At 37.1% G+C, this 13,368-nt stretch carries 11 protein-coding genes and 1 riboswitch; of the genes, 5 read left to right on the top strand and 6 right to left on the bottom strand.

Annotation, left to right across the window (positions count from 1 at the left end):
• Positions 1–871 precede the first annotated feature (871 nt).
• Positions 872–1,366 (top strand): hypothetical protein, encoded by a 495-nt coding sequence (locus tag AC2VNP_RS02140; protein WP_486915688.1) that lies wholly within the window; start codon positions 872–874, stop codon positions 1,364–1,366.
• Between the two features lie 145 nt (positions 1,367–1,511).
• Complete coding sequence (locus tag AC2VNP_RS02145; protein WP_486915690.1) at positions 1,512–2,531, top strand: ion channel; 1,020 nt, start codon at positions 1,512–1,514, stop codon at positions 2,529–2,531.
• 119 nt (positions 2,532–2,650) lie between these two features.
• Here AC2VNP_RS02145 and AC2VNP_RS02150 read toward each other — a convergent pair whose 3' ends face one another.
• The 5 genes from AC2VNP_RS02150 to AC2VNP_RS02170 form a co-directional block, all read right to left on the bottom strand.
• On the bottom strand, positions 2,651–3,997 hold the full coding sequence (locus tag AC2VNP_RS02150) for a TrkH family potassium uptake protein (protein WP_486915803.1): 1,347 nt from the start codon (positions 3,995–3,997) through the stop codon (positions 2,651–2,653).
• Positions 3,998–4,002: 5 nt separating this feature from the next.
• Entirely contained in the window at positions 4,003–4,659 is a 657-nt protein-coding gene (locus AC2VNP_RS02155; RefSeq protein ID WP_486915692.1) for a potassium channel family protein, read from the bottom strand.
• A gap of 92 nt (positions 4,660–4,751) precedes the next feature.
• Positions 4,752–4,898: riboswitch (cyclic di-AMP (ydaO/yuaA leader) on the bottom strand.
• Between the two features lie 299 nt (positions 4,899–5,197).
• Positions 5,198–6,814 (bottom strand): stalk domain-containing protein, encoded by a 1,617-nt coding sequence (locus tag AC2VNP_RS02160; RefSeq protein WP_486915694.1) that lies wholly within the window; start codon positions 6,812–6,814, stop codon positions 5,198–5,200.
• Positions 6,815–7,079: 265 nt separating this feature from the next.
• Positions 7,080–7,733 carry an LptM family lipoprotein gene (locus AC2VNP_RS02165; RefSeq protein ID WP_486915696.1) on the bottom strand — a complete coding sequence of 218 codons (654 nt, stop codon included), beginning with the start codon at positions 7,731–7,733 and terminating at the stop codon, positions 7,080–7,082.
• A 132-nt stretch (positions 7,734–7,865) separates the two neighbouring features.
• Positions 7,866–9,092, bottom strand: coding sequence for a catalase (locus AC2VNP_RS02170; protein ID WP_486915804.1), 1,227 nt, complete (start codon positions 9,090–9,092; stop codon positions 7,866–7,868).
• Between the two features lie 331 nt (positions 9,093–9,423).
• Between AC2VNP_RS02170 and AC2VNP_RS02175 the strand changes: the two genes are divergently transcribed.
• From AC2VNP_RS02175 to AC2VNP_RS02185, 3 genes are all read left to right on the top strand, one after another.
• Positions 9,424–10,347 carry a S66 peptidase family protein gene (locus tag AC2VNP_RS02175; RefSeq protein WP_486915698.1) on the top strand — a complete coding sequence of 308 codons (924 nt, stop codon included), beginning with the start codon at positions 9,424–9,426 and terminating at the stop codon, positions 10,345–10,347.
• Between the two features lie 184 nt (positions 10,348–10,531).
• On the top strand, positions 10,532–11,017 hold the full coding sequence (locus AC2VNP_RS02180; RefSeq protein WP_486915700.1) for a YsnF/AvaK domain-containing protein: 486 nt from the start codon (positions 10,532–10,534) through the stop codon (positions 11,015–11,017).
• 92 nt (positions 11,018–11,109) lie between these two features.
• Positions 11,110–11,622, top strand: a complete 513-nt coding sequence (locus AC2VNP_RS02185) for a YsnF/AvaK domain-containing protein (protein WP_486915702.1) — start codon at positions 11,110–11,112, stop codon at positions 11,620–11,622.
• Between the two features lie 127 nt (positions 11,623–11,749).
• On the opposite strand, the gene AC2VNP_RS02190 is transcribed toward AC2VNP_RS02185, so the two are convergent.
• Complete coding sequence (locus tag AC2VNP_RS02190; protein ID WP_486915704.1) at positions 11,750–13,015, bottom strand: Na+/H+ antiporter NhaC family protein; 1,266 nt, start codon at positions 13,013–13,015, stop codon at positions 11,750–11,752.
• Between the last annotated feature and the right edge of the window lie 353 nt (positions 13,016–13,368).

Consider the following 13,368-nt stretch of genomic DNA (forward strand, 5'->3'; position numbering starts at 1 on the left):
TCTTTTTTTGAGACTAGAAAGATTGGACCTTTGAGTAGTCGTTTTGTTAAAGGAATTTTAAATCTCAGTACATAAAAGATCGCTGTCCCTATCGACAAGATCCATGTTAAGGGTGCATTTTTGGTATGCAAATAACTGTATATATACATTTTTAAATAAATTAAGCCTGACCAATAAATATTCCATCCATGTTTAAATCGAATTAATTTTTGTTGAGCGACCACATGCTCTAAATAGGTAGATATAAAAGTCCACTTTAACACATGAACAAATTGATCCGTCGAGGTTTTAGGGAATTTAGCTAAACTTGATAAAACAACCAAAGGTGTAGTAACAAATGTATGAACGGCTCGAATGATACGCCAATCTATTCCTCTTGGTCGGAATTCCCATAAAAGATACCTCTTACAGATGTAGTAATAAAAAGCATTAAAAAAACTGATGAACCCTACCTCTTTATAGTGTCTGGGTAGATGTTTTAAGGATCCTGCTGTTGCAAGAATTAGTGTAAAGAGCATTAGTATAACCTGGTTCTTTTTCATGATGATCCTCGCTTTATCATTTCTCATTCGTAGCTCACTCATTACATATATAATTACCAATTAATTTACAAATCATGTGAAGAATTCTAAATACCGTTAATTACTATTTAAATCTTGTTTAGTTTAAGGTTCATTTTTAGCGTTGTCGGAATCGTTGTGAATAAATCTTTAAGAATAGTAAGGAGTGTTATTTTATATCTAGTCGGCTCAGGTTCATAAAAAGTCAATTCTGTGAATTATCTGTAAATAGTTAAAATCTTCTATACCCAAAAGGTGAAGATGTGGTATTATAATTCTTAATATTCTAAAAACATTAAGGGTGTGAAGACATGGACCATTATGATGATAAAACGAAGCGGATGCTGAAAGAAGTGAAGGAATATTATGGCACGATACCAATGACGTATTATGCTGTGGCAGACGCTGGACTTTTACCGAGACTTTGGGCATTAGCTGGAGAAACGTTCAAGTCCGGTGCAGCAACCCATGAAGATAAGCGAATTTGTGCTTCGGTTGTCGCTCACACTCTCGGGATTCAAGAGCTGCTCGTGGCACATTTGATGATACTAAAGCGCTATGGCTGGAACCGCCAACAATTTGATGAACTATTAGAAGAAAACTACCCGGCTCGGATGAGTGATAAGCAAATCCTATTGGCAAAACTGGCAAAAACGTTAGCTGTTAACCCGGCAAATGTCGATCGTGAGTCGCTTCGTTCCCTTCAAGAACAAGGAACGACTAAAGAAGAAATTGCAGAAATCATAGCACTCCATGGATTTGTCCGTTACATGGCAACGTTCGTGAGTGTTTATGAAATGGCTTAAACTGGTTAATTGCATTAAATTGGAAAGCTTATTGTACGAACCGCTCACCTTCTTTTTGAAGCGTGGGTGGTTTTTTTGTTGGTTGTTTAGGTTATTTGTTTTTTTAATTGGTAATAATTTCTGGTGAAAGGATGGTATAAGAAGAATGTTGATGATATTTGAACTAATGAAAGTGGTTGTAAGAATTCGCAAGCTTACTTTAATTATCATTACGATTATTTTTTTAATAGGTAGTTCTTACATCATTCATTGGATTGAGCCTGAAGTCTTCTCCACTCCCTTTATTGGGTTTTGGTATGTAATGACAACGGTAACGACTACTGGTTATGGAGATTTCGTTCCTGAAACAACTGTAGGTAAGGTTTTTGGGCTTTTTTTATATTTTTTTGGTATTGGTTTAATTGGTATCGTTATCGGAAAAATTGTTGAAGGCTTTGGGATTTATCGTAAATTAAAGGAGGAAGGTAAATTGAAGTATAAAGGGTCAGGACATTATGTCATTATTGGGTGGTCTAATAAAGCAAAGCATACGATGAAAGAAATACTTGCTATTGATGATCATTCAAAAATTGTTTTAATTGACCTTATGCCGAAATCTCCTATGGATGAGGAAACATTATTTTATATCCAAGGCGACCCTACTGACAAGGAGGTGTTGGAGAAAGCAAATGTACTGAATGCCAAGGCGGTATTAATTTTCACGAAAGATAATGTAATGGACTCGATTGCTGCGGATGGAAAGTCATTAATCATTGTCTCCTCAATTGAAAGTTATGCGAAGGAAAAGAACAAAGAAATCTATACATTAGTTGAAATACTGAAGGAGAAGCATATTCCAACGTTTGAACATGCTAATGTAGATGAGTTTATACTCGCTGACGAGGCACTATCAGATTTAATGGCAAAATCAGCTGTACATAGAGGATCAGGCAAGCTTGTGATGAAATTATTGAGCCGAAAAAGCGGTGTTGATCTGTGGAAAATCAATAAACACCAAGAGTGGAAAACTTATAATGATGCTTTCGAAGACTTAAAGAAAGCGGGCGCAAACCTCATATCGGATCGAAATGATTTTAATATACTAACAAAATTGGGAGAACCGATACCCGCTGAAGCAGAACTATATATCATCTGTAATAAAGCAACCTATCAAAAAATCAAATAAGTCATACATCACTAGAATAAGAAATATTAAAGCATATAAAGTCAATAAATAATGAATAAATCGGTAGCAGGTACCTTTAATGCGCTGCTGCGCTAAAGGTACCTGCTACCGATTTTAATTTAGCCTGTGAAGACTTCTTCGTCTGGGTATCGGATATTCGACTTTTTCGGTCTTGCTAGTGTAAATGCTAGTGTAAGTGGTCCTATTCGTCCGATGAACATCAACAGGATGATGACTTGCTTCCCAACCGGTGATAATTCACCAGTAAGTCCCATCGAAAGTCCGACCGTTCCGAAGGCTGAAAATACTTCGAAGACGATCATCAGGAATGATGCGTTTTCAGTAATGGTTAAGATGAACAACGTCAGGAAGATAAACAAAATACTGATAACGATAATCGCAAGTGCTCGGATTTTTGTTTGTTGTTTAATGGTTCGGTCGAACACAACGGTTTCGCTTCTTCCTCTTAAAAAAGTAATAGTTGCTAATATCATGACTAAAAACGTTGTTAATTTGATACCGCTCGCTGTTGATGCGCTTCCTGCTCCGATAAACATCAGTAACAATATGAGCAAGATTGAGGCGGTTGTCATATCGCCGATTTCAAGTGTGTTAAATCCTGCTGTTCGAGGGGTCACAGCTTGGAAATAAGCTCCCCATAACTTATCTGAAAGTGGCAAGCTCCCTAAAGTGGCTGGGTTTGCATATTCTAAAGCAAAAATGACAAGCATCGCAATGATGTTCGTAGCAAATGTTCCAACAATCATAAGCTTTGAATGTAACGATAATCGCCGAAAATTCTTTTTATACCACAGATCAGCTAGTACGGTAAATCCAATCCCACCTGTAATGAATAAAGCTGTAATTACCAGGTTAACAACAGGATCACCAACATAACCTGAAAGACTATCGGACCATAATGAAAACCCAGCGTTATTAAAAGCGGAAATCGTATGGAATAGACTTTGGTACATCCCCTCTTGCCACCCATACTCGGGTACCCATCGGATCGAGAGTATAGCAAAAGCAATAATTTCTATAATTAGTGTAAATATGACTAAGATTTTAATTAAACGAACTAATCCCCCAATGGACGTTTGGTTAAAAGCTTCTTGAATTAAGATCCGCTGTTGTAATCCAACCTTTTTTCCGAGCATCATTATTATAAGCACAGCAAAAGTCATAAGCCCAAGACCACCGAGTTGAATGAGGCCCATGATGACAACCTGACCGAAAACCGTGTAATCAGTTCCTGTATCCACGACGACCAATCCTGTAACGGTAATTGCAGACGTTGCTGTGAATAAGGCATCTAACCACGAGATGTAGGTGGTAGATGCAATGGGTAATTTTAATAAGATGGTTCCAATTGCAATAAAAACGAGAAAGCTTAATGCTAAAATTTGTGGAGGTGAAAGATGTATAACTTTCCCTCTCATTTGGTTTGAAGAAAATAAGTTCGACATTTTCATTACAGTCCCTCTTCTTCAAACCTCTTGAGATCGTTTTTATGACCTATAACAATTAATATATCGTTTTTGTCAATTAGGTCTTGAGGGAAAGGCGATATATTAATATCTTTATCTCGTTTTATTGCAAGTATCGTACAGCCATATTTCGCACGGATATCTAGCTGAGCAAGTGATTTACCTGCTACTTTTTCACTAGCTATTAATTCCACAATACTGTATTCATCTGACAGTTCAATATAGTCAATTATTTTTTCTGAGACGAGATGTTGAGCAATTCGAATACCCATATCCTGCTCTGGGTGAACGATCCGATCTGCACCGATTTTTTCAAGTACACGTTGATGATAATAATTTTGAGCTTTTACCCAGACGTTTTTCACACCCATCTCTTTGAGAATTAATGTACATAGAATACTAGATTGAATGTTGTCCCCGATCGCGACAATGACAAAGTCGAAATTACGAATTCCTAATGATTGTAAAGCGTGTTCGTCTGTACCATTTGCGATTACACTGTGGGTTGAGAATTGTGTCATGTTGTTCACTTTCTCCTCATTCATGTCTATCGCAAGGACTTCATGGCCTAGCTTATACAATTCTTTGCAAACACTACTCCCAAACCTGCCAAGGCCAATAACTGCAAACTGTTTTCTCATATTTCTCTTCTCTCCTTTTACCACCGTACCCCATACAAAAAAAGACCATCACAAATAGAATGGTCTTTGGCTTATCCATAGACCCTTCTCTCTAACAAGAAAAGTAACGCTTACGAGGTTAGCTGTCGGATTAGGGACTGAGAGTATCCCCTCTTATTTCACAAATAAGATTCACCCCAAGACATATTGCTATGTCAAAATTGGTTCCCCCGCTCATATAGATTCAGCGAATAAAAGGTACTAGGTATTTAATTATTTTTATTATGGAGATTAATTTACTCCTCCAAATCAAAGTTGTCAATATCATTTTGAAAAAATTAACGTTCACAACAGCCTCTTTTAGTCACGCTCCTAGTAGCATAATATCATTCATTTTCATCATACGGTGTCTTTGTTAATTTTTTACAAAAAATGACCATGTAGATCGTTTCTACTTGGTCACTATTGTATGTTCGAACCTATTTGGCTCTAAAAAAAACAATTTATCCTTCATAGAACGATCTCCTATTTGGGTTCAAAATATAAATGTTTCTTTACTTTATTGATGAATCCAGACAATCCTGTTTTTTGAGTCCCAATGTGATTTTGACGAAAGTGTTTCATTTAGAGTTCGAATTGAAACATAGACTCTGGAATGAAGGATTTCGGGATGACGAGTAAGTGTAATGTTTTTTCTGTTTAATTTGGCTTGTTTACTATTTACTGTCATATTTATCGTTTTTTTCGTGTCTCTTACAGTAATTGCGTTTGTTGTTTTGTTCCATCTATAAGTCATCTTCAGATTTTCAACTGCCCCTTTGAGTGGAACATAAACGGTTTTGTTTCGTGTTAGTGGATTACCTTGTACATTAGCAACTTTACCGTTAATTACTACAGCAATTTGACCATTAGCAGAAAGAGTTTGATTTATTGTGAGTAGGTTGGCATGGATAAACCCACGCGTTGATCCTGACTGTATTCTATAGAAGTTACCAGTACGTCCAAGAATATTAACGTTTTGACCTGAGCGAACTTTTCCAACTATAGCAGAATTCGTTGTTGCACTTCTTCGAATATTTGCGACACTAACATTGACCCTTGCTGTCACTTGTGTACCAACTCTTGCTGGTTTAACGGTATTACTTGCTGGGATTGGTTGAGTTGTTGGTTGCTGTATAGTGGGTTGAGTAGCGACAGGTTGGGGTATTGCGTTCGCTTCTTTCTTCACTGAATCGGTAACGGGTTGTTGAGACACTGGGATGAATAAAACTTGTCCTACAAGAAGGACATCCGTAGTCAAGTTGTTAGCCGATGTAATAGCCTGAGCAGTAGTTCCATATGCAAGAGACAGTTTCCATATTGTATCCCCCGATACAACTGTGTGGTAAATCCCGTAAATTGGTTTTTGATCTGTTTCATTTACCGTTGCCGTTTTATCATGTCGATGTAAGTCCCATTGATCCATAATTCTTCCGACAACGTCCCTGTAATAATTTCCACCTAGGTGGTTATATCCTGCATTCGCAATTTCAAATAGATATTGTCTCGATGCTTCACGAGGATCCCAACCGTTGTTAATCCTAGATTGATAGTTTTGTATAGCAAATCGATAACGTTGATTAACTAGTAATGTACCCGTTAAAAAATCTACGGAATGTTGGTATGAAGTAAATTTCCGATACCAGTTATCCCGTCTTTTCGTTTCATCAAAAACAATACGATCTGACCCGTAATTAGCGATTACGGGGATCGGTTCGAAATCCTCATCAGGTTGCCCTTTTAATTGCCATGCGTTTGGAGGATTATATCCCCACACTTTAATCCCATAAAGATTATTTGCAAAGTGGGCTGTTCTTGTTGTGCCGTAACCACTTTCAATGATGGACATTCCGATAATTGCACTAGCTGGAATGCCACTTGTTTCACTTGCTTTAATCCCATATGTGGTAATTTCGTTAACAAAATTTATTCTTTCTTGCTGTGTAGTTGTTTGAATTCTCCCCATATATGCATGAGAGTTTCTACCTAACTCTGTATTTTCAAAAGGAAGTGGTCGAAACATGGTAGAAGCTTCTACCTGTTGTGATTTTCCAGGTAAGATAAAAGTAGGATGAAAAACTCCTAAAGTAAGAACCATTGCCATTAAAACGGCTAACCCCTTTTTCTTGAAAAACATGTAAAAGTCCCCCTAATACTAGTAAGTAAAATAGTTTTATTTCTTGGATGAAAAAGAGGTAAAAAATAATAACTAAGATTGATAATAAGACTATACTCACAAAAATAATAGTAGAAAAGTTTGGTAGAGTTTTAGAGTGGGGGGGGAGGGGTGATAAAATAAATTCCAAATGTTGATGGATGTATACAAAAACAGCGCCAAAAAAAAGAAAACAACCCCTTCTAAGAGGTTGTTTTCATTCATCGGTTTATGTGATTGGGTTTTCTTATTCTCCAGCAGAAATCGTTTCTAGCATAGCCCAGAAGCTTGGTGCTGCTCCTTCAGCTGCTTCTTTATTCGGTAAGAATATCGTGAATTTAAATAAGTTTCCATTGAAATCTTTCGCAGTATGAATGATAGCTGTTGCTCCATCTTCGACTACCTCTAACACCGCGTACTCAACATTAGCTAATGGAACAGTATGTTCTTCTTCTACTGTTCCTTGGGCATACTCGATAATATGGTTCTTAGTTTCCTCAGCATTAACACCATTTCCTTGAGGTTCAATTCTTACAAAAAATTCATTATCATAGTCCATTAAAAGTACATCTTTACCTGGCTCTTCCGCTTCTAATGAATATCCCTCAAGTACAAACATTGAATAATTTAAGTCGCTTACTTCTAAATGAGCAATTCTCTTTTCGACTTGTCCTTCGACTTCTATTTCTAGCTCCTTCATTTCAGGTATTAGGATCATTTCTTCGTCATCGTTTACAGGTTCCTCAGTATCATTTGGTTCTTCTGCTTCTCCTTCACCTGGTGTCTCTACAACTTCACCGTCAGTTGGTGCTTGAGCCTCTTCTTCTGGTGTACTAGTTCCACATGCTGCTAGTGCTCCAATAAGTAGTGTTGCTGCAACGAATAATTTTATTTTTTTCATTGTTAATTCCTCCACTGTTTTTTATTTTTTAGTCTATATCTTAAAGCTTACTAGTTGGGAGTCTTTGGTGAACTAAATGACATTGGTGATAATTCTACCGTTTCTTGGAGAGTAAAAATCAAGGATTAGCATTTAAACCTGTTGTAAGATGGACAAGCCTAACCCATCTGCTACTTTGGTTCCGTATTCTTGGTCTGCTTTCAAAAAGTAATGGACTTGACGAAGTTTAATTTCTTCATTTCTTATGAGTTTCATTGACGCAACGATTGTGTTCACAAGACGATTTCGTTTCTCCTCCTTCATCAGTCGGTACAAATCACCTGCTTGACTGAACTCATCACTGTGATAAGGAGATGGATTTACCCACCACTCTTTATTATTAGAAATGTCAACACCAGGAACTACAGCGTGAGTTGAAAACACGGCATGGCCTACTTCTGAAAAATAATTTTGCGGATTTCTATTTAGCATCATTTGGCCGACTTCAATTAGCGGGTAATCGGTAGCTGACCAAACTTTTGTCATATCCAATGGATCAAAACCATTTGTTTTAGCTTTTTCAAGTGGCATAAGTTGAACAAAAAGTTTCCATGACGGGAAATCTTGCTTATTAATCGCATAATATAAGTCTTCTGCAAAATAATTGGGCCTTTTGGCAGCAAGATCATTTGCTATCTTTTCTGACATGTTTTTAACACCTTGCTCCGTTCTAAAATGATACCTTACCAAAGTCTGATCGCCATTACCATTCGTCCACTTGTATGTACTGCTTCCATATCCGTTCATGTGCCGATAAGTAATGGGTAGGCCGTGATCGCCCATTAGATAAGTTATTTGATGAAGTGCATCAGGTGACGAAGACCAATATTCCCAAACAGCAGTAGGATCTTCAAATAGGGTCTTTAGGTGGGATTGCTCGTTGTCCAACCAATTGGAGCAGTTCATAGCATCTCGAACAGAAAGCACAGGTAAATTATATCCAACCAGATCGTAATTACCTTCTTCGGTATAAAATTTCATGGAAAGTTGATGAATATTACGTGTAGTATCAGCAGAGTTGCTATTCTTCCCCGTTGAAGATAATCGAACAAATAAAGGGGTTTGCTTTCCTACTTCTGAAAGAAAATTTGCTTTTGTATAATGTGACACATCGTTTGTCACTTGAAAATAACCATGTGCACCCGCACCTTTTGAACAAATCATATCTCTAGGAGTTCCTTGTTTATTTATATGTGTTATTTTTTTTAACAAATGAACATCTTGAACAAAAGAAGTTTCGTTATGACTAACTATCGTGTGGCTTAAATTATTTTCAACTGGAGTTCCTGAGATTGCTAATTTATTAATATCTCCTCTCATCATTCACTCTCCTAGTCTAGTTATATTCGTTACTCCCCTATACAAAAGGTAACATTTTTCCTATTTATAACCAATCAGGTTAAACCCTGATCTCGACGTTCAAAAACCACCAATTAAGTTAAGGGTAAATATACTTGATGTTTATTCCTAGACATTTTTACTTATCAACCCTAAAAAGCAAAGGTGAGTATTCCTTGGAGGAAAGATCAATAATTTGTAATTATAAGATTATCCATTTCATAAAATAGGAGAAAAATGGAACGGTTTTTCTTGGAGACGTTTTAGACGTGTGATGGATTGATTTTCATAAGAAAGACAAGGAGCGGATCATATGCCTATATACCCGCCTCGGTTAGAAAGCGGCGATACGATTGGTTTAGTTACACTAGGAAGTCCTCTGGATGCGAATATTACGAATGCGAGAATACAAATGCTTCAGAATATGGGTTTTAATATTGCGTATGGTCGACACGTATATTCTTGGCAAGGAATTGCAGCTGCTCCTGCCCAAGAGCGAGCCGAAGACTTGATGACGATGTTTAGAGATCCAACGGTTAAAATGATCCTACCGACTCGAGGAGGAACTTCTGTTCAAACAATTCTCCCCTATCTCGATTTTGAAGAAATTAGTGCAAATCCTAAAATCATTACAGGTTACAGTGATATAACCGTTCTTCTAAATACATTGTATCAATTTAGTGACTTAACGACGTTTCATAGTTTAATGTTGATTGACTTTAGACCGGACACCCCGACATATAATTATAATCAGTTTTTTGCAGCTACTTCTACCCTTATATCTCCTAGGGTAATCGAGGATCCTCCAAATATGTCTCAAGTGAGTGTAGTTTCAGGAAATGTAACAGGCCCAATCGTAGGTGGCAACATGGCTTCTTTAGTCAATACGCTTGGAACGCCTTATGAAATTGATACAGCTGGTAAGATATTGTTTCTAGAAGAAATTAATGCACCAACAACGATGATACTTCGGTACTTGGTCCAATTATTGATGGCAGGAAAATTCGACGATTGTATCGGAATTGTGATGGGAGAATGTACGAATTGTCTCGTTTCTTACGGAACTTCCTACGAGGATCTAATAAATGAATGGTTAGTACCTTTAGGGAAACCATTAATGACAAACGTTGCTACGGGACACGGTTTATATAAAGCCACCGTTCCGATTGGGGCGAAAGTTAATTTAAATACAACTGAAAATACGCTAACGGTTATCGAGCCGACAGTGTCCCCTTAAGTGAATGAAAACAACGTGTGAGTAACGCGTTGTTTTTTTATGGGAAGGTTCATGCCTCCATCCTAAGTGATCTGCAATGATTGTATAATTCCTCCATCCCTCAGACCGTATAGTTTGCTTTTTTGTCGGATAAAATACTACGTGTAAGTTGGTCTAACACACATTTTCCTAGGAGGGTTTAAACATGGGATTTTTTGATTGGTTAAACGAAGAAGAAAACACTCAGAAGGAAAAACGTAAAGAAGTACGTAATGTAGACCGCGTTACAGATACAGAATTTGCTAGTGAAAATGCGCATATGGATCTTCGCGAGGAAGAATTAGACATTGACAAGTACCGTGTTGAAACGGGAGATGTGACGCTTCACAAAGATATCGTCGAAGAAGAACAGACAGTCAATGTTCCAGTTGCTCATGATCAAGTAGTTGTTGAAAGAAAAGCAGTTGATCGCGAACCAACAGATGAGCCGATCACAAATGAAGAAACGGTTCATATTCCAGTAACTGCTGAACAGATCGATGTCGATAAGCATACGGTCGTAACAGGTGAAGTTTCTGCTCATAAACGTTCAGTTGAAGAAACACAACAAGTTCGTGATGTCCTTCATAAAGAAGTGGCAGACGTTGAAACTCATGGTACTGCTGACGTTATTAATGAAGACCGCAAATAATTAAGATAGGTGGCTGGCTTAAGGGGCAGCCTCCTATACATACTCTTTCCTAAACTGTGCAATCTAAAATAAAAATATATTCAGGAGGTCCTATGGGAAAGTCAATTCTGATTGGAGCTATTCTGGGAAGCTTGTTAGGATGGGTCATGGGATTTACAGTATTTTCTGGGATGATTGTCGGTGCAATTGCTGGGGGGATTATCTTTTCATTACTTACAAAGAGAACAACCACACAATTGGATGAAATAAATGAGCAGGAAGAACAGACCATACAAATTCGTGAAGAAGAGCTCGACATAGAAAAAGAACGAGTACAAACAGGTGAAGTAAAAATTCATAAAGAAGTCGTTGAAGATGTGAAAACGATTACCGTTCCGATCCGGAGACAAGAAATGGTCATTGAAGCTGGCGATGAGGAACAATATCGTATCCCTTTAAAAGAAGAAGAAATTGAAATTCTTAAACACCCTGTTAAACTTAACGATGTTTCGATTTCCAAACAAGAAGTTACAGAAATGCAACAAGTAAAGGCAACTGTTAAGAAAGAAACCGCTGATATTGATGTCGATGGTACAGTAGATGTTGCTAAGAAAAACGAACAATAATAAATCTTTTAGATTAAATCGTGATCCTAATCTGGCGCCTGTCGCCCAGTGTGAACATCAAGAAAAGAAAACCGAGTCTAAACCCGGTTTTCTATGTTTTTTGTCGTATTATTATTACTATGTTCCCTTATGAAATATTGGTCTTATTTTTCTTAGCTGACTCGCTCTTTACCTGTTGAAGTTGTTTTAATGCAGATACGAAAATCGTTAACAGAGGTAAAATCCATAGAAAAATTGCATATGGTAAATATGAAATTATAGGCACCCCTATAATTGTGCTGCACATAATTGCCAACACACTCCACGGAATCATTCCGGGGAAAATCATCGTTGAGTCAGCCATCACTCTCGCTAACTCTTGTTTCGATTGCTTTTTAGACCAATGAGGTAAGAACGTTCGACCTGTTAGGATGATAGGGAGCGTCTGGTTTGCAGAGATTAAAGAAATCCCAAGTGTGGCGACAATGGTTTTAAGTGAATCCTCCACTAATGTTTTAGATTTTTCAAGCCACCCATCTAATATCGGTTGGATAATTTGATACTCCTCTAATAAACCATTATAGGCACCTGCTAACGCAAGAAATAGTAAGAGTAAGTACATATTAATAAGACCACCACCCATATCATCAACGCCTAATACTAATACACTGAAAAGCTCAGAAATGCTTTTCCCTTGGACTAATGCAATGGTACCAGCTGTTAAGATACTTGCTAAAAATGCATAAATAATTCCTTTCCGCATCATCACAATAGCTATTAAAATCAACGGTGGAAGAAATTGAATGATGGATAATTCATTCCAGGAAAATTCAATGAAATACTCCGCCTTTATTTCCTTTTGATAATCCAATAGTCCATAAAAACCAATCCCGATAATAATGGCAATAATTGTGGTAATAGACATCGCGCGAAGTTGTTTTCTTTCTGGAAGCTCCACTGTATGTGATAACAATTGATGAGAGCTTGAAAATGGAGAGGTTCTGTCCCCTACGAAAGCTCCAGATATAAGAGCACCAGCTACAATCCCTGGCGAAAGATCAATAGCTAAGGCACTGCTCATGATTGGAATTCCGACAGCACTTAACGTTCCTACAGACGTCCCTAGTATCATAGAGAAAGTTAACGCGATGAAAAAAGTAAATAAGTAAAAGTATTCAGGTGTAATAATATGCAGTGATATCGATACTAATTGGGTAATCGTTCCTGCCATATACCAAGACGGTAATACAAAACTGACTAACAACAAGATGAAAACGACGGTTTGTGTTTTCTTAATCCCTTTTTTACAAATAGTCCCGATAGCATGAAACGGGACGCCCTTACGCTTTACAATAAGAACTAAACTGATAAAGCCTGGTAAAAATCCAAAAACTAAAGGCTTATCAAAGCTCACGGATAGTAAAACTCCTAGTAGAGTAATAAGAATTAGACTAAAAACTTGTATGTTCGAAAACTTATATGTATGCAGCTTTTTTCACTCCTATTTATATTAAAAAGGCTCTTCCACATAACCTTTTTACTTAACAATTTCGACCTACTAATACTAACATGAATAGTCCATTTATGTATTAGATCACATAGTTTAGTAATGTTAATATATATTAAAAGCGTCTCCACGATTTTTGTAGAAACGCTCCTTCTCAACTTTTTAATGGTTATAATTCCCTTGTTTTTCTAAAATCGTAATTTAAACACTTAATCCCCTTTAAATGAAAGCGAAAAATACGAAAGATGCACTCATTTTAC

This window comes from Alkalihalobacterium sp. TH-98, assembly GCF_057473385.1.